Below are 25,730 nucleotides of genomic sequence, written 5' to 3'. Positions count from 1 at the left end.
GTATCGTTTATTCAGCGTTTGGGATAATCGAAAAACCAGAAAGATTTTTTAGCTGCTGCAAAATCTTTCCAGTGCAGAGCATCGGCTTTCACCGCAAACACCCCGCAGGTGGGCATATTATCGATCTGGGTACTCGTCAATTCATTGACAAAAGTAGTGATGCCGGGATTATGCGAAAAGACCGCCACAGTCCGGATGGAATCATCGATCTCACTGATCACTTCATAAAATATGGCAGGATACGCATGGTAGAGCTGTCTCACAGTAGCCAGCCGTTCTTTCCCCGTCTGGTATACTTCCACAAAATGTTTGGCGGTTGTCAGGGCTCTTTTGGCAGGACTGGTGATGAACAGATCGATAGACACCTGCCTGTCCAGCAGCCGTTGTGCCATCATGGGTGCATCGTGTTTCCCGCGGTCGTTCAGTGGCCGGTCAAAATCGTCCTGGCCAACTACGGCCCAGCTGCTTTTGGCGTGTCGTATGATCAATAACTGTTTCAGACCCAAAAGTTACAAAATTCTGCCCTTACATTTGCTGCATGGCTATTACCCGTATTCCGGTAGAAGAATTCCTGGCACTTGCTCAAAGGCATCCCGTGCTGGACGTACGCAGTCCGGGCGAGTTTGGTCATGCCCATATTCCCGGAGCCCATAGTTTGCCGCTATTCTCCGACGAAGAGCGGAAAGTGGTAGGAACCGCTTACAAACAGGAGAGTCAGCAAAAAGCCATTAAACTGGGACTCGATTTTTTTGGGGTAAAAATGGCGAAGATGGTTGAAGCAGTTGAAGAGATCCTTGATATCAAAAACAAACGGCAACACTTCAGAAGAGATCACCATATCATACTGGTTCATTGCTGGCGTGGCGGTATGCGCAGTGCAGGTGTTGCCTGGATGCTGGACCTCTATGGATTCAAGGTATACACACTGGCAGGAGGGTACAAGGCTTACCGAAAATGGGTGCTGGACCAGTTCAACATTGCTTACCCTATCAATATCATTGGTGGTTTTACGGGCAGCGGCAAAACAGAAGCCTTGCAGGCACTAACCAAAAAAAAACAGTCGGTGATTGACCTCGAAGGACTGTCCAACCATAAAGGATCTGCATTCGGAGCTCTTGGCCAACCGGCACAACCCTCCCAGGAAATGTTTGAGAACCTGCTGGCTGCCGCATTAAAGAAAACAGTTGACAGCTGGCACACAGGATCCGATGATCAGGCTGCAGGCAGACCGTATTTATCAAAAGTCATCTGGTTGGAAGACGAAAGCCAGCGCATTGGCGAAGTAAACCTTCCCGCTGCTTTTTTCAGACAGATGCGCGATAAACAAATCTATTTCCTGGATATACCTTTTGAGGAAAGATTACAATTCCTGGTAGAACATTACGGAAAATTTGAAAAGGAGAAACTGATCAATGCCATTCTTCGAATCAAAAAAAGGCTGGGCGGACTGGAAACCAAAAATGCGGTGAGTCTGTTGATAGAAGACAATATCAAAGACTGCTTCGCTATCCTGCTTGCCTATTATGACAAATTTTATCTCAAGAGCCTGCAGAACCGGGAAAATTTTTCGTCACTCTTCAACAAAGTGATCCTGAACAATGTTTCTGCAGAAGCTACCGCCGAAGCCGTACTTACACAGTATTCACAGAAGGCAACAGCTGGCATATCAGGCAACTGATCTGTCCGGTACAGCATGTTTTTTAAAACTGCAGAACAGAAAGTTCTGTTTGGTATTAAAAGGTGTTACATGGTCTTCCGTAACACAGCGGATCTTGTCGAACTTGTTTGCCATTTCTTTTTGTAATAATTCTTCCGTGTATTTACGTATAGGAAGTCCACTGCATTTATCGGGGCCATAATCTGAAAACGTTCCGATGGTCATATACCCTTTTACATGTTGATCAGCAATATTGATATACTTATTAATCTGTTCGGGCGTAGTCAAAAAATGAAAAGTGGCCCGATCGTGCCAAACATCGTATTGTGTATCCGGCTCAAACGCTGTTACATCAGACACCACCCATTTGATCTTTCCTGCTTTGTCGCCCAAACGTTTTTGGGCACGGGTAAGCGCTTCCTGCGATATATCAAGCACCGTGATGTTCTGGAAACCCTCATCCAGCAGGTAATCTGCCAGCCGGCTGTCGCCTCCGCCCACATCAATGATGGCAGCGTCTCTGGGTATGTGAAAACTATGTATAAAATCCAGCGAAGTGGCAGGTTTTTCCTGTGTCCAGCTTACTTCATTGGGTTGCTTGGTCCGGTAAATAGCGTCCCAGTAATGTTGTTTATCCTCCATGACGGTTTTTTATAAAGTTACAAAAAAGGATCTTTGATTACAATCCCAGCCAGCGGGTAATGGTCAGGTAACTCATCCAACTCATCACCACCACTACTATCCATCCGGCAATCTGCAAAATCAACGGATGGCGATAACTGCCTACCAGTCGGTTATTTCCTGCAGCCAGCAGCATTACTGCCAGTGTAATGGGCAAGATCAACCCATTCAAAGCTGCTACCGTAACAAGGATCTTAACCGGCTGGCCAACCCATGCAAAAACGATCGTTGAAAAAACAATGATACAACTGATCAGCCAACGGTCGTTGCGGTTGATCCATGGATGGAATGTTCTGAGAAAAGAAACCGAAGTATAAGAAGCACCCACCACCGAGGTAATGGAAGCTGCCCACATAACCACACCAAAAAATCGATATCCCAATTCGCCAGCAGCAAGCCGGAATACTGATGCCGGCGGATTGGCAGCATCCAGCAATCCTGCATGCGTAACTACACCCAGTGCAGCCAGGAACAGTACCACACGCATAGTAGCTGTTACGAGGATACCGGTTACGGAACTTCTGGTCACTTCCGGCAAAGCCGCCTGCCCCTTAATGCCCGCATCGAGCAGACGATGACCACCGGCAAAACAGATATAACCACCCACTGTGCCACCGACCAGTGTAACAATAGCCACTACGCTGATCTTTTCCGGAACAAATGTCCGGCATAGCGCATCGCTCAACGGGGGATGCGAACTGAATGCCACATACAGGGTCAGCAGGAATATCAGCACACCCAATACTTTCGCAAAAAGGTCCATGGCTTTACCGGCTTCTTTCATCCAAAAAAGGAACAAAGCCATTATACAGCTAATGATGGAGCCATATACGGTATCGATCCCGGTGAGTACGTTCAAGCCGAGACCACAGCCAGCCATATTGCCTACATTGAAAGCCAGTCCGCCTACCACGATCAGTGCAGCCACAAAATATCCCAGGCCCGGTAACAGTTCGTTGGCGATATCCTGCGCGTGTTTCTCCGTTACAGCCAGCACCCGCCAGATATTCATTTGGGCGCCGATATCAAGCAACACGGAGATCAGGATCACAAAACCAAAGCTGGCCAGAAGCTGCTGGGTAAACACAGTGGTCTGTGTCAAAAAACCCGGGCCAATGGCAGATGTGGCCATCAGGAAAGCTGCGCCGGAAACGGCAGACGAGCGTGCAACTTTTTTCAATGTTCGAGGGGTTGAATTTGAATATGGTGTTGTTGTAGCTTATAAAAAATAGCCCGGGCAAAATCCAGTGCATGCTCCCCATCACCATGCAGGCAAACCGTGTCTGCTACTATGGAAACCGCCTGTTTGTTGGTTGCGGTCACTGTTTTTTGCTCTATCATCTGTAATACCTGTTGCAGGCACTCCTCTTCCGAGCCAATAAGGGCATTGGCGGCTGAGCGGGGTGTGAGACTTCCATTAGGCTGGTAGGTTCGGTCGGCAAAAACCTCACTGGCGGTTCGTAACCCAATCTTTTCTGCTTCACTGATAGAATGACTGCCGCTAAGTCCAAACAGTACCAATTCACTATCTACCGTATAGACTGCTTTTGCAATAGTATTAGCAAGAAGTGCGTCTCTTGCAGACATATTGTACAATGCCCCATGCGGTTTTACATGATGCAGCCTGGAGCCCATCTGCAAAGCCATCTCCTGCAACAGCTGTACCTGTATCATCACCAGATCAAACACTTCGTTAAGGGGAAGCAGCATTTCGGTACGGCCAAAATTGGCTTTGTCGGCAAAACCGGGATGTGCCCCGATCGCCAGCTGGTGTTCAATGGCCAGTGCCAGTGTACGCTGCATGCTATCTGCGTCTCCGGCATGATAACCGCAGGCAATATTCACGCTGCTGATCCAGGGCATCAGTTGGGCATCGTGGGCAAAGCCCTCTCCCATATCGCAATTCAGATCGATGGTTTGCATGCACGGGCTCCCCGGCAATCGGGGGGAGTTATGATTTAGGTTTTGATGAACGATCAGCTTCCGAAATACTGATCTAAACGGAAGTTACAGGCATTTTGCAGTTGCTGCAAATTCATTTCCTGTTCCCGTAGAATTTTTTCTGCCTCGGTGACACTCACCAGTTGCAGCCCAAATTCCTCACCTGCCTGTTTTTGGGCCAAAACGGGCAGGTCGGCACTGGTCACATGCGCCAAACGAGGGTACCCTCCTGTTGTCTGGTGGTCTGCCATCAGAACAATCAGCTGTCCGCTGGGCAATAGCTGCATAGTACCCCTGGTTACGGCTGTTGATACCAGTTCGTTACTCAGGTTCGTTTGCAGTGGAGGGCCCTGCAAACGGTACCCCATCCGGTTACTCTCCCGGGATATCTGAAAAACGGAATCTGTCAGTAATTGTCGGGTATCGCCATCCAGCTCGTTTCCGGCAATACAGCGGATAGGTCCATCATGGTATAATCCACCAATATCTGCGCGCCAGGGCAGGGTTTCAAAATCCTGCGAAAGTTCGGGTAAAGGATACCGGTTCGCATGTTTTAGCAATAAGCTGTCCTGCTTCTGCAAGGCCCTTCCTGCAAAACCACCGGCTTTTACCTGCAGCTGCGTACTGGCACTATGCAACCATTGCTCTGCTACAAAACCACCGGCTACTGCCAGGTACATTCTGGCGCCTTTTCTTTGTTTTTTACATTGCAGAACTGCACCTTTTTTTACCAGCACCGGCTGATGCAGGGGAACTTCCCTGCCCTCCACTTCAGGAGAAAAATCCGCACCGCTCAATGCGATCAGGGTGGTGGTCTCAAAGAATAAGACGGCCGCAGGAAAATGCATTTCTAGTACAGCTGTTGCCGGGTCATTGCCCACCAGCATGTTGGCGATACGCATAGCCAGACGGTCCATTGCACCGCCGGGGTTGATACCGGATTGCTGGTAACCGTAACGGCCCCTGTCCTGCAGCGTATCCAGCAGTCCTGTTTTTTGTACCCGTATACTCATGGCCGTTTCAGTTTTTGAAATTCAGCAAGAGATATTGGATAGAAACGCACTTCATCGCCGGGTTGCAGCAAACAGGGGTTTACCTGTTGCACATCGAAAAGTTGCAATGGTGTCTGACCGATCAACTGCCAGCCGCCGGGCGAATCCAACGGATAGATCCCGGTCTGTTCCCCGGCAATGCCTACACTGCCTGCAGGCACACGGGTTCTGGGTGTCGTCTTCCGGGGTGTGATGAGTTGCTCAGGTACCGATCCCATATAAGCAAAGCCCGGGAGGAACCCGATCATATATACACGATAGGCAGTAGCCGTATGCAAGCGTATCACTTCTGCTGCAGACAATTCATGTAAGGCGGCAACTGCCTCTATATCCGGAGCGAGGGTCCTGTCGTAACAAACGGGAATCTCTATTTTTCGTGCTGGCTGCTCCTGTACATGATGCATCGCTGCAACCGATTGCTGCAGCCAGTTGTGCATCATCTCATAAGGTGAACGGCCGGGGTATTTCCTGAACAGCAACAGCGCATCGTACACGACCGTGAGCGAGTTATATGCGGGAATGATATCCAGCACCGCTTCGGTTTCCTGCGCAATCAGGCACCGGTATAAACGCATCACCTGCTCATTGATGGCAACAGAGATCCCATTGCCCAATGCAATGGTAACGGCATGATCGCCGCAGGCATAGTACTGGTATTCGGGAAGATTTGCCACCGGCTACAAATTACATCATCGGCCAGAAACCACCAGCAGGAACTATGCCCTGGTCAACATGGCTTCTTTGCGAAGCAACCACCATTGGCGCAGTGAAAAGATATGCAGGCCAAGTGCAATGGCCACCAGTACCGCCCCCAGGTATACAAAAGGGAATTCCCCGATCAGCGTATTGGGTGGTTCATTGGTGAAATAGCGGAAACGAGTAGGCATCGAGAGTACGGCTATCAGGAGGATATTCAACAACAACAGCAAGCCGGCAATATTAAAGAACAATACCAGCTGTGGTATCCATTTACGCATCAGGAGCATGGCTGCCGGAACAGCCAGCAGGCCACTTAGCCCGTCGAAATTACTGCCCTCAAAAGTCATCTGGATCGGCAGCAGGTTATCGAGAAAAGCCCGCCACAACAAGAGCTCCACCAGAATGCGGAACGATTGCATGCCCACCAGCCAATGCGGCGGTATGACTTTGATGATCTCAGTTCCTGTAGCAGAAAAGGCGATGGTAACAAAAACCAGCAGCGGAATAAGGATCATGAAAACAGGTCGCGGAGGGATCGTTGAAAAATCAGCAAAAAAACCTTTGATGGCGAGTGCACCGATCAAAACCAACCAGGCTGCAACGAAGATCCATGTGTTAACCCAGATCCTGTTCCTTCTAACAGTTGTAAAGCCCGTTCGGCGTAATGCCAGTTGCAGGCCACGCATCACGATCGCGATACAAAGCAGCGACAGGACTGAAAGCAAGATAGCAGGTATTAGTTTCGGATTCATCGGTTCAGTTCATCATAAGTAGGAAACCAAAACTATCTTACCTGTAAAAAGCGGACAACCTATTTTGGATAAATGGCATCAGTGCGCCTTACCTGCGGTCGTAATTTCATGTTGCCGCAACCAGCTGAACAGCTTGGCGGTCACAGATTCTGTAGTATAAGGTTCGAATCGGGTATGATCCAGCTCTCGTATCGGTATTACCCGTTTGGTGGAACTGCTGATGAATGCTTCACGCGCAGCACCGATCTCTTCCAGTGAGATATCTTTCTGTATGACCCGCAGTCCATTTGCAGCCGCAACCTGCAGTATCTGTTTCCGGGTAATCCCTGCCAGGATATTTTTCTCTGGGGTAACGATCGTATGGTCGTCGGTCACGAGAAAGAAATTAGACCTGGGAAACTCGGTGATGATCCCATTCTGATGGTACAACACATCATCTGCCCCCTGTTGTTTTACCCAGGGTTGTAACCAGATCGCCATCAGGTAATCGGTGGTCTTCACATGCGGCATCTGGCGCTGATGCGGATAACTGACCACTTTGTACCCAGGCAACATCACCTGATCCGGCGGAGGTGTTAACGGTGTTTGCACGATCACCAGGTTAGGCTCAGTGATCTGGTACCCATCGGGCGAACTTCCTCCCGACAGCATGATACGTATTCCCGAAAAAGGCAGGGCATTCTCTTTGATCAGTTGCAGGATGATCTGCTGTAACGCATCCCGCTGATATTTTACCGGCAAATGCATGGCCTGGGCCGAGAAGAAAAAACGGTCCAGGTGGTCCTCCCAGTACAAAGGTGTATTGCCGGTTACACGCAGAAAATCAAAAATACCATACCCACGCTGATAACCCAGGTCATTCACGGGTAAAGAAGCCTCGGTTAGCGGCATGAAACGGTCATTACAAAAACAGGTCAGGTTGCTCATTATCGAATACGGTTATATTTTTTCAGGATGTCCAATACTTTTTCTACCGGTAAAACTTCCGCCACATGGTTACCAATACCCCTGGTGGTAGTGGCTGCGAAAAGTGAATTGATGATCGCTTCTTCTGTTGCTTCGATGGCGGCCATGAACAGGGGTGAGACCGCGTCATTGGTCAACAGACTCACTGTTTGTGTTTTCCCTGAAGCATTATGATCGATCCGTAATAAGGGATCTGTTGAAAAAGCGATCACATAATCACCACTGCCATTATGCGCAATGCCACCGGTTTTGGCCAGTCCCATAAAAGCGCGTTTGGCCAGGCGGCTGAGGTTGCGACTGTCAAGCGGCGCATCGGTTGCCACTACGATCATACAGGAACCATCTTCTTTTTTATTCAGCTGATCGCTCAGATAATATTTGTTCAATTCTTCTCCTATCGGCACACCGTTAATCTGCAATACTCCTCCAAAATTGGTCTGCACCAGCACACCTACTGTATATCCGCCCATCGATGCCGGCAGTTTGCGTGAAGCCGTGCCGATTCCTCCTTTGAACTGGAAACAAACCGTGCCCGTACCGGCACCTACTGCTCCCTCTGCAACAGGACCGCTTGCTGCCTCCTGTATGGCTTTCAGCACATCTGTTTGTTGCACATGCTGGCCTCTGATATCGTTCAGGTAACTGTCGTTGGTCTCACCCACCACTGCATTCACGGAAAATACTTTCTCATTACCTGCCTGTTGTAACGTATGCCCGATCACCGCATTCATGGCAGTGGCCACACTCAGGGTATTGGTGAGGATCACGGGACTTTCCAGGTTGCCCAGCTCGGTCAGCTGTGTGCTGCCCGCCAATTTGCCAAAACCATTGCCCACAAACACACCTGCAGGGACCTTATGCTGAAAAATATTCCCGTCGAAAGGCAGGATGGCCGTTACACCTGTACGGACCGAATCGCCCTTGATCAAAGTGGCATGCCCTACTTTAACACCCGCTACATCCGTGATCGCATTATAGGTACCTGTTGGCAATACACCGATGCCGATTCCCAGGTCACGCGGTCTTTTGGACTGAGACAAGGCAAATAAAGCAACTGACATACCACAACAAAGAAGAAGAGATCTTTTCATAAAAGGAGATGGTGTTAAAATTACGGTTTCTTTGACATCGTTCTCAGGACTTTGCCGGTTATGGCTTTTCAACCAGATCATACCCTTACCTATGATTTTACAATAGTTCTTTCCTAACTTTCTGGCTCATTATACTGCTATGAAAAAAATCACCTGTTTACTGCTGGCAGCCTGCTGCAGCTTCAGCAGTTTTGCCCAGACCGATCCGGGATGGATCCGTTATGCGGCCATCTCACCCGACGGAAACACCATTGTATTCACCTACAAGGGGGATCTTTACCGCGTTGCCGCCAGCGGAGGTAATGCTACTGCGCTTACCGTACATGAGGCACACGATTTCATGCCCGTATGGAGCCACGACGGCAAACAGATCGCATTTGCCAGCGACCGCTACGGCAACTTCGACATTTTCGTGATACCGGCAGAAGGCGGAGAAGCCAGGAGAATCACCTGGCATTCAGCACAGGAATATCCCTATGAGTTCTCCGCAGACAACCGGTCAGTATTGTTTGGTGCCACACGTATGGACCTGGCCAGCAACCGGACTTACCCAACGGGTTCACAGCCGGAGTTATACAAAGTTCCTGTCAACGGTGGCAGGGCCGAACAGGTGTTGAGCACACCGGCAGAAGAAGTAAAACTGAGCCGGAATGGCCAATACCTGATCTACCAGGATAAAAAAGGCGGAGAAAACACCTGGCGCAAACACCATCATTCTGCTATTGCAAGGGATATCTGGGTGTACGACAGCAAAGCCGGCTCGCATAAAAAGATCACTTCCTTTGCCGGCGAAGACCGTAACCCGGTATTCACCGATAACGACCAGGCTTTTTATTACCTGAGCGAAGAAAGCGGGTCTTTCAATGTACAGAAGATGTCTATTACAGGTGGGAAGCCGCAGACCCTGACCTCTTTTACAAAACACCCGGTGCGCTTTTTAAGCGCTGCCAATGACGGTACGCTTTGTTATACTTACGATGGCTACCTGTATACCCAGAAAGCCAATGGCAAAAGCAATAAGGTTAATATCAGTATTGCTACAGATGTCAAGAGCAATAACGAGAAAGTAGTTCCGGTAACAGGCGGTGCAAGGGATATGGCCGTATCACCCAATGGTAAAGAAGTTGCCTTCATCTTCCGCGGCGAAGTTTTTGTGACCAGTGTGGAGGGTGGTGTCACCAAACGCATCACCAATACACCCGAGCAGGAGCGACTGGTGAGTTTCTCGGCTGATGGCAAAACACTGCTGTACGCTTCTGAGCGTGGCAATAGCTGGAAAATATTCGAAACCAGGAAAACACGCGATGAAGAACCTTATTTCTATGCGTCCACCGTATTAAAAGAAACCCCGGTGATCGTGAACGGGAACGAGAACTACCAGCCCGTATACTCTCCCGACGGTAAAGAGATTGCTTATATAGAGAACCGGATGACGCTGAAGGTATACAACATTGCCAGCAAACAATCCCGCACCCTGCTGACTGATAAGGAGCTGTTTTCGATGGGCGACAATGACCAGTATTTCCAATGGAGTCCTGACAGCAAATGGATCCTCTTTGATTATTCCGTTCCGGGAGTGGCTTCCGGCGAAGTGGGTATCATTGCTGCCGATGGCAAGGGAAAAGTGAGCAATCTCACCGAAAGCGGCTTCAATGATAGCCGCGCCAAATGGATCATGGGCGGAAAAGCCATGCTCTGGTTCAGTAACCGCGATGGATTGAAAAGCGTGGCGCAGAGCGGCGGCGCACAAACAGATGTGTATGCAATGTTCTTTACACAGGAGGCCTATGACAAGTTCAAACTCAGCAAAGAAGATGCCGCATTAGTGAAAGAAGCCGAAGAGAACAAAGCCAAAGCAGATACCACAAAGAAGAAGGAAAACAAAAAAGATAGTGTGGTGATCGACTGGGAAGGGCTCAGCATCCGCAAGGCTAAACTTACCATTCACTCTTCTTCGCTGAGTGATGCACTGGTCAGTAAAGACGGTGAAACGCTCTATTACCTGGCCCGTTTTGAAAAAGGAAGTAATCTCTGGAGCACCAACCTGCGCACCAAAGAAACCAAAATGCTCGTTCCGCTGAATGCGGGTGGGGGTAGCCTTGCCTGGGATAAAGACCAGAAGACCATCTTCCTCTCTGCGGATGGAAGTATTTCTAAAATTGACCCAAACACCGGTAAACGCGACATGGTGAGCATCAATGGTGAAATGGTATTGAATGTAGATGCTGAAAGGCATTTTATGTTTGAACATGTATGGCGCCGCACCAAAGAAACTTTTTATACCGCCAGTATGCATGGGGTGAACTGGGACAGCTACAAACCCGACTATGAGAAATACCTGCCGCATATCGGTAATAATTATGAGTTTGCAGAAATGCTGAGTGAGCTGCTGGGCGAGCTGAATGTGAGCCATAGCGGAGCCAGCTATAATAACGTTTCCGCCAATGGCGATGCAACCGCCTCGTTAGGTGTTTTCTATGACCCGCAATACAAAGGCAATGGTATCCGGATAGAAGAACTGATCAAAGACGGTCCATTAGACAAAGCCGGTCTCAACATCAAAGCGGGCATGATCATAGAATCGATCGATGGTGAACTCATCACACCCGATAAGGACCCTGCACAGTTCCTGAACCGCAAAGCCGGTAAAAATACCCTGCTAGTGGTGCTGGATGGTTCGGCCAGAAAAGAATTTATCGTAAAACCCATCAGTCTGGGCGAGGAGAACGGGCTTTTGTACAAACGCTGGGTAAGAAAGAACCAGGAAGAAGTAGGCCGCTTAAGCAATGGTCAACTGGGTTATGTACACATACCCGGCATGAACGATGGTGCCTACCGCACCACTTATGAAGAAGTGATGGGCAAATATGCCAGCCGCAAAGGAATTGTGGTAGATACCCGTTTTAATGGCGGCGGCGACCTCGTGGCCGACCTGGCCATGTTCCTCAGCGGAAAAAAATTCATGGATTACACCACCGACACGCGCAGTAATGGATATGAGCCTAATTTCCGCTGGACCAAACCCAGCATCTCCATCGCCAATGAAGCCAATTACAGCGATGGTCATTGTTATGCCTACACATACCAGGAATTGAAACTCGGCAAACTGGTGGGTATGCCTGTACCCGGCACCTGTACGTTTGCTGGCTGGGAAGCACTACAGGATAACAGTATCCGCTGGGGTGTGCCACCATTGGGTTGTAAAGACATGAAAGGACAATACCTCGAGAACGCACAGACTGAACCCGATATCAAACTCATGAACGACTATGAAACCGTGATCAAAGGCCGCGACCAGCAACTGGAAGCTGCAGTAAACACTTTACTGAAAGAAATCCGGTAATACTGTAATAACTATGGGAAAGTTACAGCACTTTCCCATAGTTATATACTTCGCAGTATATTAATTCCGATCATAAAGTCACACCTGTGCCTATAGGATTGTCTAATCTTATAACAACACAATAACAGGAAAATGAAATCTTTAAAAACCGGAATTACAATGGCATTATCAATTTTGAACATCCTGAGCAGTTCTGCTCAAAAACCCGAAACAGACGTATCGGCAGGTTTTCCGTTTAAGATACAATCACAGCTTGTTAATGACGTACCCATAAATTATTACGAACAGGGGCAGGGCGATCCCGTTTTATTTCTTCATGGAATTCCAACAAATGCATATATATGGAGAAATATTGTTCCGCAGGTTGCTACCCAGGCAAGGGCTATCGCTTTCGATTTGGCGGGTTACGGCACATCCGGCCTTCCGGCTAATCGAGATTACAGTCTTTCCTCCCAATACAGTTATGTAAAAGGATTTATTGACAGCCTCCGGCTCACCAATATTACACTTGTTGTGAATGATCTTGGCTCGCTGCTTGGGTTAAAATACGCAGTTGAAAATCCCACAAACATCAAGGGGATCATATTCATCGAATCTGCTTTTATGCCAACGGAGCAATGGTATCGGCAGCTGACATGGATGCAGAAAACAATGTTTTATCTGATGAAACATCCGAAACTTGCCTGGCATATGCTGGTCACGAAAAACAGGATCCCGGCAATGATGATGAAAATGGCTGTACTAAGAAAACTATCCCATGAAGAACTGAAATGGTATTTAGAGCCCTTCAACAGGGATATGGAAAGAAGAAAACTGATGCTTTACGGGCCCGGACCGGCAACTTTTCCCAAAAAAGGCATTTCGAGAAAACAAGGGGATTTTGCAGACGAAATCAACAAAATTGCGGCAGGACTAAAAGAAATGAGCAACACAAAACCCTATCTTTTAGTATATGCCACACCCGGAATGATCACCAGAAGGCCGGCTGTAGCATATGCGAAACAAAATTTCAAAAAATTAACTTTACTGAATGTTGGCAAGGGAAAACATTTTTTACAAGAAGACCATCCCCATGCCATTGCAACAGGAATAGTGAACTGGATGTTACAACAAAAAGCGGAATGACAAATACAATCATATATGAAACAGTTGCAAAAGCTGCCAATGGCGACAAAACCGCTCTGAACGAGGTTATCCGATCTATTGATAAACTTGTGTACAATCTCTCCATTAAAATGTTGTGGAATATTGATGATGCAGAAGATGCCAGTCAGGAAATTCTAATTAAAGTAATTACAAACCTGGGTAGTTTCGAAGGAAAAAGTTCATTTATAACCTGGGTATATCGTCTTGCCACAAACTATTTATTATCTCATTTATCAAGAAAGGCCCGCAGTCAAACCGTTCATTTTGACGAACTATCTCAAAGTTTAGCGGAAGGAGTAATAGCGGATACCGGCTTTACCGAAAATACCGGAGAACAAAACTTATTGGTTCAGGAAATAAAAATCGGCTGTACAAATGGAATGCTGCAATGCCTGGATAAAGACAGCAGGGTAACCTATATTCTTGGCGATATTCTTAATTTCAACAGCACGGAAGGATCTGCTATATTAAAAATAAGCCCCGCAACGTTTAGAAAAAGATTGTCCAGGGCAAGAGAACTGCTGTATGCATTCATGCAGGCAAACTGTGGCATAGCACAACCCAAAAACAGCTGCCGTTGCCAGAAACAAATTGATCACTGCATGGCAACAAAAAAAATCAATCCCCGAAAATTAAATTTCGCTACTCATGGCGAGGATATGCAGCTATTACAGAAAATAACCTTTGCAGAGGATACGATAAGTTTATTCCGGACAAACCCGGAATATGAAATGCCTGAAAACAGCATAAATGAATTAAAAACGATTTTGAATATTATAGAAAGATAACCCCGGGCACACAGCAACCAATGACTTGCTATCCATACATTACTAATCATTCACTCCCTTTCTGCTATTCCTCCCTACCGCATAGTGCGGCTTTAGCTCCCTGTAGATACTGGTTAACTGCTCATTACCTGATTCGGACGCATTTTTAGAATTCTGGAAATAAGCCCGGGTCTGCCTCATGATCTCGTTGCCGATCACCAGTTTGGCATCTTCCAGTTTGGTTTTAACAGCGTCCAGTTCTTCTATCAGTTCTGTATACTGGGCATAGAGATGAACATAATTGTTACATTCCATCACGTCTACAAAAGAAGGAACCGTGTTGGGGTTCTTGCGCATGAACTGAACGGCTTTTTCTACAAACACATGGCGTTTGGTATTTAGTTTGAACATACTCCGCCTTTCGCTGGGCTTTAGTTTGATGTTGTTGGGAACCATGTTACGTACAGCAGCAATATTCTGCTTGATAGACATCAACTCGCTGGCAACAAAGCTTCTGAAGGAGGCCATAGATTGGATATTTATGCTATAACGCTGTTTGTAATTAGAAAATTGCTTATTAATCCGGTTTTTTATGTGAAGTGTGAATCGTCAATCGTGAGTGGTGAGTTGTGAATGGTGAATGGGAGTAATCATATGCCCTGTATGCAATTGTAGACTTACTCACTACTGACCACTCACGACTCACGACTCACCACTCACGACAAACCCTTCCCCCCTATCTTTTTTCTTATTATCTTGTCAATCAGAACAATTGCTGCCACATGAGATTATTATGGAGCTTCTATCTCCGTGCCATGGGATGGACCCAGAAGGGCTCTTTTCCCTATCAGCTCAAAAAAGCCGTACTGATCGTGGGACCGCATACCAGCGCCTGGGATTTTGTGATGGGCCTGGCATTCCGTAGCAAACTTCGCCTGCATCATGTCAAATTCCTCGGCAAGGATTCCCTGTTCAAAGGACGGTTCGGTTTTTTCTTCCGCAAACTGGGCGGTTTCCCGGTAAACCGGTCGAGCAGCAACAAACTGGTAGACCAGGTAGTGGACCTGTTCAACAATCACGAAGAGTTCATCCTGGCCCTTTCTCCCGAAGGCACCCGAAAAAAAGTGGACCGGCTCCGTACCGGTTTTTACCATATCGCCAAAAAAGCCGGTGTACCGATTATCATGGTCGGACTGGACTTTGCCCATAAACAAGGTGTGTTTTCAGAACCGTTCTGGCCCACGGACGATGAGGTCGCCGATTTTACAAAGATTTACGAATTCTATGCGCCCCTGCAGGGAAAGATACCCGAACAGGGCATGGCGCATTTTTTACTATCTCCCCAAACCTAATACGATATTGCTGTATGCTTCGACCACTCCCCACCATGCTTGATAAGTTCTGCGAATTTGAGCAGACCCGTGCCAACAAACTTTTTCTGGCAGAACCTGTGAAAGGGGTTTACCAGACATTTACCTGGCAGGAAGCGGGAACCCAGGTTCGCAGAATGGCCGCCGCCTTGCGCGCCATGGGCCTGGGCAAGGACGATAAAGTGGCCATTCTCAGCAAGAACTGTGCACACTGGATCATGGCCGACCTGGCCATATCCATGGCAGGCTGCATTTCGGTGCCCCTATACCCCAATATCACCCCCGATGCCCTTCGCGAGATCATTGACCACAGTGAGAGCAAAGCCATTTTCATCGGCAAACTGGACAATCCCGAAGAACTGCGTACCGGTGTTCCGGATAAGCTGCTGCAGATCAGTTTCCCTTTCTATCCCAATGCCGGTTGTATCAACTGGAATGAACTCATCAAAGAACAGGAAGGCCTCACAGGCAAACCCGATATTGACCCACAGGCACTGGCCTGCATTGTATATACTTCCGGTACAACAGGCCAGCCCAAGGGCGTAATGCATACTTTTCATGCCGTTGCTTATGCCGTAGATGCCTTCCTGATAAGTTATCCCGAGATCAGAGAGGAGATCTTTTTCTCCTATCTGCCCCTCTGCCATGTAGCCGAACGTATGCTGGTAGAATGTGGCGCCATCTTCACAGGCAGTACGGTATATTTTGTTGAGTCGATGGACACGTTTGCCGCCAACCTGGCCCATACCAAACCCACCATCTTCCTGGCCGTGCCCCGTATCTGGGAAAAACTGCAGGAAGGCATCCTCAAAAAGATACCGCAACAGAAACTTAACCGGTTATTGTCCATTCCGCTCGTATCAACAGTTATCAAAAAAGCCATCAAGAAAAAACTGGGCCTGACCAATGCCCGGTTCCTGTTCACCGGGGCCTCACCCATCAACCCAGCCCTGCTCCGCTGGTTTGCCCGGCTGGATATTGTGATACAGGAAGCTTATGGCATGACGGAGAACCTGGCACTCTCCCACTCCAACCGCAGGGGTGCCGTTAAATTCGGCACGGTTGGACAATCCTATACAGGAGTAGAAGTACGCCTGGGCAAGGATAATGAAGTGCAGGTAAAGAGCCCGGCCAACATGCTGGGTTATTACAAAGAACCCGGTCTTACCGCCGAATGTTTTGAAGAGGGTTTTCTGCGTACAGGTGATGAGGGTTCTATAGACAGTGAAGGTTACCTGACCATTACGGGCCGCATCAAAGACCAGTTCAAGACCAGCAAGGGCAAATACATCATGCCGGCACCGGTAGAAAGCAAACTGCTGCAAACACCCGAACTGGCACAGGTTTGCGTGGTAGGGTCTGGCATGCCCAATGCCATGGCACTTTGCACCCTCTCAGAATCGGCCCGCAAACACGCCCTGGAACAGCTACAGGAGATCCTGCACCATGCCCTGGCAGCAGTCAACAAAAGCCTGGAACACCACGAACAGTTAACCAAACTCATCGTATTGCGCGAAGAATGGACCATCCAGAACGGCCTGCTCACGCCGACACTGAAGATCAAACGGAAGATGATCGACGCCAGTTTTGGGGAACTATACCCCGAATGGAGCAAGACCACACACAAAGTGATCTTTGCCTGAGCAACAGCACAGCAAACGCAGTTTTTGTTGAAAACTAGCCCGGCACCGGCGGTTTTTTAGTGATTAATTTTGCGATAAGTACCTTAAGCACAATTTAATGTCCAGATAAGACGTTACATAAGGGCAATTTTTATCACCACCAATTAATGAACATGAAATCAAGAATTCTCTTACTGATCGCCATGGGTTCAATGGCCGTCTTTTCCTGTGTGAGTCCGAAAAAACTCGAAGAAGAAAAGGCAAAGTACACACAACTTAGCGGCAACTACCTGGATATGCAGGCCAAATACCGCGACCTGCAGGATGAACTGAAACGCTGCCAGAACGAATCAAGCGCCAAGATCTCCGACCTGAATACCCGCAAAGCGGCCCTGGAATCACAGATCGCCGATATGGGCAAACAGATCGACTACCTGAAACAGAACAACAATACCGTGCTGAACCAGCTGAAAGACCTGTCTGTGGTTACCGGCTCACAAGCGGAAAGCATCAAGAAATCACTGGAGAATATCGGTGCCAAAGACCTCTATATCCGCGACCTGCAGGGTTCTATCGCCCGCAAGGATTCGCTGAATATGGCCCTGGTGATGAACCTGAAAGGCGCCATCGGCAACCTGGATGACAAAGACATCAACATCAAAGTGGACAAAGGCGTGGTATATGTAGACATCTCCGACAAACTGCTGTTCAAGAGCGGCAGCTACGAGATCACCGACCGTGCCAAGGAAGTACTGGGCAAAGTGGCCAAAGTGCTGAACAACCAGCCTGAGATCGAATTCATGGTGGAAGGCCATACCGATTCCCTGCCGATCAGCATCCCTGGTATCCAGGATAACTGGGACCTGAGCGTAAAACGCGCCACTACCGTAGTTCGTGTATTACAGAACACGTATGGACTGGATCCTAAACGCATGACGGCTGCCGGCCGCAGCCAGTACCTGCCTCTGGCTACCAATACCACACCCGAAGGCCGTTCCGTAAACCGCAGAACACGTATCGTGATCCTGCCGCAACTGGATCAGTTCTTCAAATTGCTGGAGACCAAAAAATAGAAGACCATTCTACCATAAAAAATAAGCTGTCCTTTTGGGACAGCTTATTTTTTTATCATCAACAGAACAGATATTATTTGCCAGCCGCTTTCCAGGCTTCCAGGATCTCTTCTGTATGGTTCTTGCTGTCGGGTTTATCGATGATCTTAACGATCTTCCCTTCCTCGTCTATCAGGAATGTGGTACGGGTGGTACCCATATAAGTGCGGCCCATGAATTTCTTCTCTCCCCACAAATTGTATTTATCCACGATCTTTTTATCCTCATCTGATACCAGCGGGAAGGGCAGTTCATGTTTCTGCTCGAATTTCTTGTGGCTTTTCACGTCATCCACACTTACCCCAACCACCTGGTAACCCTTTTTCTTCAACAGGGCGTAGTTATCACGCAGGTTACAGGCCTGTATGGTACAAGTGGGGGTATCGTCTTTCGGATAGAAATAAAGAACCAGTTTCTTTCCCTTGAAATCGGCCAGCGAAATGGCATTCCCGTTCTGATCCAATGCCTTGAATGCGGGTGCTTTGCTGCCTTCTTTTAGTACTGCCATATTATTATTTTACGTAATCAATTTGTAATAATAACGCTATTTGGCCTGTTTTGTTCCTATTTGGCCGCGCCAGAGCAAAAAATAACACAGTCTTTGCCCTTGCGGCCTTACATTTGCACAATTTATTTTTTTGCAACCATGCCCAAAGACAATTCCATCAAATCCGTTCTGATCATTGGTTCCGGCCCCATCATCATCGGCCAGGCCTGTGAGTTCGACTATTCCGGTTCCCAGGCTGCCCGCAGTCTGCGCGAAGAGGGTATCAAAGTGATCCTGATCAACAGTAACCCGGCCACCATCATGACCGACCCCATGATGGCCGATAAAGTGTACCTGTTGCCACTGACCGTAGAAAGTATTGAACAGATACTGGAAGAGAACCAGATCGACGCCGTTCTGCCCACCATGGGTGGACAAACAGCCCTGAACCTCTGTAAAGAGGCGGAGGAACTGGGTATCTGGGAAAAATACCATTGCCGCCTGATCGGAGTAGACGTTGCCGCCATTGATACGGCTGAAGACCGTGAGAAATTCAGGCAGTTAATGGTAAAGATCGGAGTAGCGGTAGCCCCCAGTAAGGTGGCCAACAGCTTTCTGGAAGGCAAAGAATTTGCACAGGAGATCGGTTTCCCGTTGGTGATCCGCCCTTCCTTCACGCTGGGAGGTACCGGCGGTGGTTTTGTACATAGTAAAGACGACCTGGATGCTGCCCTCGAAAGAGGTCTGAAAGCCTCTCCCATACACGAAGTACTGGTAGAGAAAGCAGTTCTGGGATGGAAAGAGTATGAACTGGAGCTGCTGCGTGATCAAAACGACAATGTGGTGATCATCTGTACGGTAGAGAACCTTGACCCGATGGGTGTGCATACCGGAGACTCTATTACCGTGGCCCCGGCCATGACCCTGAGCGATACCTCGTTCCAGGACATGCGTAACAAAGCCATCCTGATGATGCGTTCACTGGGTAATTTTGCCGGTGGATGTAACGTACAGTTTGCCCAGAACCCGGAAACAGAAGAACTGATCGCCGTAGAAATCAATCCCCGTGTGAGCCGTTCCTCTGCCCTGGCTTCCAAAGCAACCGGTTACCCCATTGCCAAGATAGCAGCCAAACTGGCCATCGGTTATTCGCTGGATGAACTGAAGAACCAGATCACCAGAACCACATCGGCCTATTTTGAGCCTGCACTGGACTATGTGATCGTAAAAGTACCCCGCTGGAACTTCGATAAGTTCAAAGGCGCCAACGATACCCTGGGCTTACAGATGAAAAGTGTGGGTGAGGTAATGGCCATCGGAAGAAGTTTCACCGAAGCCATCCAGAAAGCCTGCCAGAGCCTTGAGAACGAAGCCATTGGACTGGGCTACTACGGAAAAAGCCTGATGAAGAGCGAGGAACTGGTAGAATATATCAAAACCCCGAAATGGGACCGCATCTTCCGCATCAAGGATGCACTGATGCAGGGTTCCACCATCAAATCCATTGCACAGGCCACCCGCATCGACCGCTGGTTCCTGTACCAGATACAGAAACTCTGTACTATCGAAAAAGAGATCGCTCAATACACCATCGACACCATTCCGGAAGAACTGCTCAAAGAAGCCAAGAAAAACGGCTTTGGCGATGCCCAGATCGCCCGGATCCTGCATGGTGATTGCAGCGACGAACAGGTATACCAGAAAAGAAAATCACTCGGCATCACCCGCGTCTACAAGATGGTGGATACCTGCAGCGCTGAATTTGAAGCCAAAACACCCTATTTCTACAGCACATTCGAAGGATAGGACTTTTTTTGTGAATGGGCAATTGTGAATGGTGAATACCCCACCCCTCGCAATTGCCCATTTTCATTCACTCATCCACTCATCCGCTCATTCACTCATTCATTCATTCCTACTTTTCCTTTACCTTGCACCATCAATAAAATCACTGTATGAAACTGAAAGACATCCAGGTACTGAACGAAAAAGAGACCCGCGGCGGATTTGGCGAGGGCATGTATGAGATCGGGAAAGAGAATGAAAACGTAGTGGTACTCACTGCCGACCTTGCCGGTTCTCTGAAACTCGGTCCTTTTATCAAAGATTTCCCTAACCGTTTTGTACAGGTAGGTATTGCTGAAGCCAATATGATCGGCATTGCAGCCGGTATGACCATCGGCGGAAAGATCCCTTATACCACCACTTTCGCCAACTTCAGTACCGGCCGTGTATACGACCAGATACGCCAGAGTGTGGCATACAGCGATAAGAATGTAAAGATCTGTGCCTCTCACGCCGGTCTCACACTGGGCGAAGATGGCGCTACCCACCAGATACTGGAAGATATCGGCCTGATGAAAATGCTGCCGGGCATGACCGTGATCGTTCCCTGCGATTTTAACCAGACCAAAGCGGCCACCAAAGCCATTGCCGCTCACCATGGACCGGTATACCTCCGCTTCGGACGTCCGAAATGGCCCAACTTTACCAAAGAGGACGGAAGCGATTTCGTGATCGGTAAGGCCCAACAGCTGAGCGAAGGGACCGATGTCACCATTTTTGCCTGCGGACACATGGTATGGAAAGCCATTGAAGCCGGAAGGATCCTGGAAGACAAAGGCATCAGCGTAGAACTGATCAACCTGCACACCATCAAACCATTGGATGAAGCTGCGATCATCGCCTCTCTCTCCAAGACCAAATGTGCGGTAACGGTGGAAGAACATAATATCATCGGCGGTATGGGAGATGCTGTGGCACAGGTTGCAGCCCGCCATATTCCCGTACCCATCGAATACATCGGCACCAACGATACTTTCGGCGAAAGCGGCAAACCCAACGAACTGCTGACCAAGTACGGCCTGGATACTCCATTTATCGTAGCTGCTGCTGAAAAAGTGATGGCAAGGAAAAAATAATCAGGATCGCATACCACAGGAACCGTGGCTGAAAAGCTGCGGTTTTTTGAATAAGAGAGGAACGGAGAAAAGAAGAAAAAAAGGGTACGGCCCCTGTCTTCTTTTCTCCGTTCCTCTTTTATTGAACACCCTTTATATTAGTATTACCAATAAAATCACATGATCCAGACTGAAAGACTCCGCCTGATTCCCCTGACCCATGACCAGTTGCAGAAATACCTGCTTGCCGATCATTCGCTGGAGGATGACCTGCAGCTGGACTACATAGACCTGACGATCGCTCCTGAGTTGAAAGAAGCCATCGAACAGGTCTTTCTTCCGAATACGGCCAACCCTCAAAAGAATTACCTGTTCTGCACACTCTGGACCATCGTACTGCGATCCGCCAATAAGATGGTGGCCGATCTTTGCATTGTTGACGAACCCAATGAGCTTGGTGAGATAGAGATCGGTTACGGCACTTATGCAGCGGAACAGGGCAAAGGTTATATGACAGAAGCCGTTGGCGGCCTCATTCAATGGGCCCGACAACAAGCTTCTGTAAAAGCCATCGTGGCGGGTACGGACAAAACCAATATCGCTTCTTATACCATCCTCCAGAAAAATGGCTTCATCCGATCAGGAGAAACAGAAACAGGCTTCACCTGGCGACTGGAACTTAACTGATCAGCAGCTCCATCCAACATCTCAGTCATCTGCTATCTCACAAAGAATATCCGACAGTTCCTCCGGTTTGCTAAAGAAGGGTGAGTGACTGGTTGCCATACTGTATACTTTTTTACAGGGTGTTTCTGTATACATTTTCCGTTGGATAAAGGGTGTAACGGCCCTGTCTTCCGTGCACTCGATATAATACCGGGGCACGCTTCCGAAATGTTCATCCGTCAACTGCAGTGGTGTAATTCCTGATATCACTGGCTCATGGCTCAATAACAACCTGGCCAGCTCCGTAATATACGCGTCACAATCGTGGTATAAACCTTCCTTGTAGATCTCGGGTTGTAATGTGGAGGAACCGGTTGCTTCGTGCAGGGTAACATACGGTTTCAACACACCTTCCGTATCCTGCAGGGAATATTCACGCTGGGTCTTGCCGCCAGGTATCAGGTAGGCTGCCAGGTAGATCAGTTTTTCGATCCTGTGCGGTCGGTATTCTGCCGCCTGCGAGATCATGATCCCGTTCTTACTGTGCCCTACCAGGATGATCTCCGTTTCTATGCTATCGATCAGGTTGCATAATTTCTCTACACCTGTTTGCAGCGTCACTCCCTGTATCGGTGTTTTATCCCTGCCCATACCCGGCAGGTCTATCGCAATTACCCTATGTCCTTTTTTTCCCAGGATAGGACTTACCCTGTGCCAGTTCCAGGCACTATGCCATGAACCGTGAACTAAGATGATTGTTTTCATATCGATTGGTTTATGCTGCAAAACTGCAACACCCGATACCCGTCTGCAACCCGATACTTGCTTTCTTACAGGAGGATCCGGCAAACCAACTCAATCATGATTGACCCTGGCAGCTTCCCAGCCAATCATAGCCGCCTTGCGCCGGGAGCCCCACATATATCCCCCCAATGTGCCATTCGACTGGATCACACGATGACAGGGGATCAGGAACGCAACAGGATTGCTGCCAATAGCAGTGCCTACTGCACGGGATGCATTGGGCTTCTGTATCTTTTCTGCAACAGTGCCATAAGTGACCAACTGGCCTTCTGGTATCTTCAGTAAGGTCTCCCAAACCTTTAACTGGAAGTCGGTACCTTTCAGGTGCAGTTTGATCTGGTTCAGTTTTTTCCAGTCCTGAGTGAATATGTACAACGCATTCTGCTGAATAATATCTGTCATCTGCCTGAAAGCCGCCCTGGGAAAATGTGCCTGCATGTCCGCAAAGGAAACCGCTTCCTCCTCTGCAAAAGCCATATAACATATGCCCCTTTGTGTAGAAGCTACGATGATGTTTCCGAACGGGGTTTCTGCGTAACTGTAATTGATCGAAAGGTTCTCCCCTCCATTCTTGTATTCACCCGGCGTCATGCCTTCAATGGTCACAAACAGGTCGTGCAACCGGCCGGTACCAGATAAACCGGTATCATAGGCCGCATCGAACAAAGTAGCTTCCTGTTTACGGAGGATCTCTTTGGCGTAAGCCACACTGGTGTATTGCAAGAATTTTTTCGGACTCACCCCAGCCCATTCTTTGAACAGCCGTTGAAAATGGAAGGGACTCAGATGCACTTTAGCTGCCACTTCATCCAGGTCGGGCTGCGAACGGAAATTGAGCCGGATGTATTCAATGGCTTCCGCGATCCTGTTAAAGTTCAGCTGTTGCTGGGTATCCATATCTTTTGTTTGTGCTGTAAAATTATCCGGCAATCCCCTCTCCGCAAACCCGAAACTTGCGCTCTTGCTCTGCTCACTGGTCAGGAGATCACAATCCTGACTATGTCTTCCTGAAATAACGGTACAAGTTTTACATTTAATCCCAGAAACCAACGCCATGCTGAAAAAATTCTTTCCCATCCTGGGTATTCTTGTCTGCCAGTCGCTGACCGCACAGCAACAAAATCGGTACAATCCCTCCATCGATGTACAGCATTATACATTCCAACTGGAAGTTTCAGACAGGAACGACAGTCTTACAGGCACTGCCCTGATCACGGTACGGTTTACCGAAAAACTGGCTGCGGTATCCTTCGACCTCTCCAATATCAATGATACAGGCAGGGGCATGTTGGTGACATCGGTGATGGAAGACGGCAAAAAACTTGCTTTTACACATAAACTTGACCGCTTGACCATTCAGCTGCCTGCTGCCTGTGAAGCAGGTTCCTTACACAGATTCGCCATTCATTATAAAGGTATTCCGGCAGATGGGCTCATCATTAGTCGTAACCAATTCGGGCGTCGGACCTTTTTCAGCGATAACTGGCCAAACCGGGCACATCACTGGATCCCCTGTAAAGATCATCTGTCCGATAAAGCTTCCGTAACATTTGTGGTCACTTCACCGGATCATTACAAAGTAGTGTCCAACGGTGTAAAGACAAAAGAGATCCTGCTACCCGAAAAAAAACGTCGTACTCATTGGACCGAAACGGTTCCATTACCTGTAAAAGTGATGGCCGTCGGTATTGCCGATTTTGCTGTTGAACAGGCCGGTGAAGTGAATGGTATCCCGGTTACCAGCTGGGTATTTCCTGAAAATAAACATGCCGGATTCTACGATTATACCCAGGCCACGGAGATCCTGCCTTTTTTCATGGATAAACTGGGGGCCTATCCGTATCGCAAACTGGCCAATGTGCAATCGAAAACCATTTTCGGCGGCATGGAAAATGCCGGCGCCATTTTTTATACCGAGACCAGCATCACCGGCAAACGCCAGATGGAGGAACTGCTGACACATGAAATTGCCCACCAGTGGTTCGGCAACCATGCTACTGAAACCGATTGGCCGCATCTCTGGTTAAGCGAAGGTTTTGCCACCGCCATGACCCATCTGTATATGGAGTACCGACATGGAAGCGATACCCTGACCAGCCGTTTACAAAAAGACAGGGAGACCGTACTGGCATTTACCAGGATCAAAAAAACACCGGTTGTGGACAGTACAGGGAGAACAAAACCCATGACCATGCTGAACGCACATTCTTACCAGAAAGGGGGATGGATATTACTGATGCTCCGCAACCAGTTGGGTAATGATCTTTTCTGGAAGATCATACGAACCTACTACCAGACCTATCGGAACAGGAATGCGTCAACAGAGGATTTCCAGAAAGTGGCAGAGACTGTTTCGGGAAAAGACCTGGGCACTTTCTTCAGACAATGGCTGTATACGGCTGAGAATCCCAATCTCGATATCAGCTGGAACTATGTTGCGGAAAGTAAAGAAGTACGACTTATGGTAACACAGAAGACCCCGACCCTGTTCTCAATGCCCGTTGATATTGCTGTAACGGATGCGGCAGGGAGGAAAGGAGTCACAACCCTCACGATCGGTCAGAAAACCACCGTTGCCAGTATTCCGGTAACCAGTAAGCCTGTAACAGTGGAAGCCGATCCCGATTGCCGGTTACTGGCTCAATACCAGGTGAAAGAGATCAAGTAGCAAACA

Annotated in this window: 24 protein-coding genes; 11 read left to right on the top strand and 13 right to left on the bottom strand. The window is 48.4% G+C overall.

Annotated features, from left to right (window positions below):
* Window positions 1–11 precede the first annotated feature (11 nt).
* Window positions 12–506 (bottom strand): SixA phosphatase family protein, encoded by a 495-nt coding sequence (locus tag ACH3Y6_RS04015; RefSeq protein ID WP_490834290.1) that lies wholly within the window; start codon window positions 504–506, stop codon window positions 12–14.
* A gap of 32 nt (window positions 507–538) precedes the next feature.
* On the opposite strand from ACH3Y6_RS04015, the gene mnmH reads away from it, so the two are divergent.
* Entirely contained in the window at window positions 539–1,678 is a 1,140-nt protein-coding gene (gene mnmH, locus ACH3Y6_RS04010) for a tRNA 2-selenouridine(34) synthase MnmH (protein ID WP_490834289.1), read from the top strand.
* Here mnmH and ACH3Y6_RS04005 read toward each other — a convergent pair.
* The 8 genes from ACH3Y6_RS04005 to ACH3Y6_RS03970 all read right to left on the bottom strand — a co-directional run bounded on the left by ACH3Y6_RS04005 (window position 1,667) and on the right by ACH3Y6_RS03970 (window position 8,839).
* The gene (locus ACH3Y6_RS04005; protein WP_490834288.1) at window positions 1,667–2,299 is read right to left on the bottom strand and encodes a class I SAM-dependent methyltransferase; all 633 of its coding nucleotides are present in this window, start codon (window positions 2,297–2,299) and stop codon (window positions 1,667–1,669) included. The genes mnmH and ACH3Y6_RS04005 overlap by 12 nt on opposite strands.
* Window positions 2,300–2,336: 37 nt before the next feature.
* Window positions 2,337–3,518: an NRAMP family divalent metal transporter gene (locus ACH3Y6_RS04000; protein ID WP_490834287.1), complete on the bottom strand. Its 1,182-nt coding sequence runs from the start codon at window positions 3,516–3,518 to the stop codon at window positions 2,337–2,339.
* Window positions 3,515–4,261, bottom strand: a complete 747-nt coding sequence (locus ACH3Y6_RS03995; RefSeq protein WP_490834286.1) for a 5-oxoprolinase subunit PxpA — start codon at window positions 4,259–4,261, stop codon at window positions 3,515–3,517. The genes ACH3Y6_RS04000 and ACH3Y6_RS03995 overlap by 4 nt, the downstream gene beginning before the upstream one ends.
* A 53-nt stretch (window positions 4,262–4,314) precedes the next feature.
* Window positions 4,315–5,292 (bottom strand): 5-oxoprolinase subunit C family protein, encoded by a 978-nt coding sequence (locus ACH3Y6_RS03990; RefSeq protein ID WP_490834285.1) that lies wholly within the window; start codon window positions 5,290–5,292, stop codon window positions 4,315–4,317.
* The gene (pxpB, locus tag ACH3Y6_RS03985; RefSeq protein ID WP_490834284.1) at window positions 5,289–6,005 is read right to left on the bottom strand and encodes a 5-oxoprolinase subunit PxpB; all 717 of its coding nucleotides are present in this window, start codon (window positions 6,003–6,005) and stop codon (window positions 5,289–5,291) included. The genes ACH3Y6_RS03990 and pxpB overlap by 4 nt, the downstream gene beginning before the upstream one ends.
* A 42-nt stretch (window positions 6,006–6,047) precedes the next feature.
* Complete coding sequence (locus ACH3Y6_RS03980; RefSeq protein ID WP_490834283.1) at window positions 6,048–6,782, bottom strand: hypothetical protein; 735 nt, start codon at window positions 6,780–6,782, stop codon at window positions 6,048–6,050.
* A 78-nt stretch (window positions 6,783–6,860) separates the two neighbouring features.
* A complete protein-coding gene (locus ACH3Y6_RS03975; protein ID WP_490834282.1) occupies window positions 6,861–7,709 on the bottom strand; it encodes an aminotransferase class IV in 849 nt (282 codons plus the stop codon).
* Window positions 7,709–8,839 (bottom strand): DmpA family aminopeptidase, encoded by a 1,131-nt coding sequence (locus ACH3Y6_RS03970; RefSeq protein WP_490834281.1) that lies wholly within the window; start codon window positions 8,837–8,839, stop codon window positions 7,709–7,711. The genes ACH3Y6_RS03975 and ACH3Y6_RS03970 overlap by 1 nt, the downstream gene beginning before the upstream one ends.
* Before the next feature lie 139 nt (window positions 8,840–8,978).
* On the opposite strand from ACH3Y6_RS03970, the gene ACH3Y6_RS03965 reads away from it, so the two are divergent.
* The 3 genes from ACH3Y6_RS03965 to ACH3Y6_RS03955 all read left to right on the top strand — a co-directional run bounded on the left by ACH3Y6_RS03965 (window position 8,979) and on the right by ACH3Y6_RS03955 (window position 14,116).
* On the top strand, window positions 8,979–12,182 hold the full coding sequence (locus ACH3Y6_RS03965; RefSeq protein ID WP_490834280.1) for a S41 family peptidase: 3,204 nt from the start codon (window positions 8,979–8,981) through the stop codon (window positions 12,180–12,182).
* A gap of 159 nt (window positions 12,183–12,341) precedes the next feature.
* Window positions 12,342–13,307, top strand: coding sequence for an alpha/beta fold hydrolase (locus tag ACH3Y6_RS03960; RefSeq protein WP_490834279.1), 966 nt, complete (start codon window positions 12,342–12,344; stop codon window positions 13,305–13,307).
* A complete protein-coding gene (locus ACH3Y6_RS03955) occupies window positions 13,304–14,116 on the top strand; it encodes an RNA polymerase sigma factor (protein ID WP_490834278.1) in 813 nt (270 codons plus the stop codon). Before ACH3Y6_RS03960 ends, ACH3Y6_RS03955 begins: the two co-directional genes overlap by 4 nt.
* Window positions 14,117–14,158: 42 nt before the next feature.
* On the opposite strand, the gene ACH3Y6_RS03950 is transcribed toward ACH3Y6_RS03955, so the two are convergent.
* Window positions 14,159–14,623, bottom strand: a complete 465-nt coding sequence (locus ACH3Y6_RS03950; RefSeq protein ID WP_490834277.1) for a hypothetical protein — start codon at window positions 14,621–14,623, stop codon at window positions 14,159–14,161.
* A gap of 254 nt (window positions 14,624–14,877) precedes the next feature.
* On the opposite strand from ACH3Y6_RS03950, the gene ACH3Y6_RS03945 reads away from it, so the two are divergent.
* The 3 genes from ACH3Y6_RS03945 (at window position 14,878) to ACH3Y6_RS03935 (ending at window position 18,160) form a co-directional block, all read left to right on the top strand.
* Window positions 14,878–15,447, top strand: a complete 570-nt coding sequence (locus ACH3Y6_RS03945) for a 1-acyl-sn-glycerol-3-phosphate acyltransferase (protein ID WP_490834276.1) — start codon at window positions 14,878–14,880, stop codon at window positions 15,445–15,447.
* Between the two features lie 14 nt (window positions 15,448–15,461).
* Window positions 15,462–17,108 (top strand): AMP-binding protein, encoded by a 1,647-nt coding sequence (locus ACH3Y6_RS03940; protein ID WP_490834275.1) that lies wholly within the window; start codon window positions 15,462–15,464, stop codon window positions 17,106–17,108.
* 152 nt (window positions 17,109–17,260) lie between these two features.
* Window positions 17,261–18,160, top strand: a complete 900-nt coding sequence (locus ACH3Y6_RS03935) for an OmpA family protein (protein WP_490834274.1) — start codon at window positions 17,261–17,263, stop codon at window positions 18,158–18,160.
* A 73-nt stretch (window positions 18,161–18,233) separates the two neighbouring features.
* Here ACH3Y6_RS03935 and bcp read toward each other — a convergent pair whose 3' ends face one another.
* The gene (gene bcp / locus ACH3Y6_RS03930) at window positions 18,234–18,707 is read right to left on the bottom strand and encodes a thioredoxin-dependent thiol peroxidase (protein ID WP_490834273.1); all 474 of its coding nucleotides are present in this window, start codon (window positions 18,705–18,707) and stop codon (window positions 18,234–18,236) included.
* Between the two features lie 138 nt (window positions 18,708–18,845).
* On the opposite strand from bcp, the gene carB reads away from it, so the two are divergent.
* From carB to ACH3Y6_RS03915, 3 genes are all read left to right on the top strand, one after another.
* Window positions 18,846–20,492: a carbamoyl-phosphate synthase large subunit gene (gene carB, locus ACH3Y6_RS03925; protein ID WP_490834272.1), complete on the top strand. Its 1,647-nt coding sequence runs from the start codon at window positions 18,846–18,848 to the stop codon at window positions 20,490–20,492.
* 149 nt (window positions 20,493–20,641) lie between these two features.
* Window positions 20,642–21,607, top strand: a complete 966-nt coding sequence (locus ACH3Y6_RS03920; RefSeq protein WP_490834271.1) for a transketolase family protein — start codon at window positions 20,642–20,644, stop codon at window positions 21,605–21,607.
* 159 nt (window positions 21,608–21,766) lie between these two features.
* A complete protein-coding gene (locus ACH3Y6_RS03915; RefSeq protein WP_490834270.1) occupies window positions 21,767–22,273 on the top strand; it encodes a GNAT family N-acetyltransferase in 507 nt (168 codons plus the stop codon).
* A gap of 21 nt (window positions 22,274–22,294) precedes the next feature.
* Here ACH3Y6_RS03915 and ACH3Y6_RS03910 read toward each other — a convergent pair whose 3' ends face one another.
* Both ACH3Y6_RS03910 and ACH3Y6_RS03905 read right to left on the bottom strand, forming a co-directional pair.
* Complete coding sequence (locus ACH3Y6_RS03910; RefSeq protein WP_490834269.1) at window positions 22,295–23,017, bottom strand: alpha/beta fold hydrolase; 723 nt, start codon at window positions 23,015–23,017, stop codon at window positions 22,295–22,297.
* 90 nt (window positions 23,018–23,107) lie between these two features.
* A complete protein-coding gene (locus ACH3Y6_RS03905; RefSeq protein WP_490834268.1) occupies window positions 23,108–23,953 on the bottom strand; it encodes a bifunctional helix-turn-helix domain-containing protein/methylated-DNA--[protein]-cysteine S-methyltransferase in 846 nt (281 codons plus the stop codon).
* Window positions 23,954–24,110: 157 nt separating this feature from the next.
* Between ACH3Y6_RS03905 and ACH3Y6_RS03900 the strand changes: the two genes are divergently transcribed.
* Entirely contained in the window at window positions 24,111–25,724 is a 1,614-nt protein-coding gene (locus ACH3Y6_RS03900) for a M1 family metallopeptidase (protein WP_490834267.1), read from the top strand.
* The last annotated feature ends 6 nt before the right edge of the window (window positions 25,725–25,730 follow it).

The sequence above is a fragment of the Sediminibacterium sp. FW305-C-269 genome, from assembly GCF_058231045.1.
The sequence above is the reverse complement of the archived record's forward strand: the minus strand, read 5'-3'. Positions and strand labels throughout refer to the sequence as shown.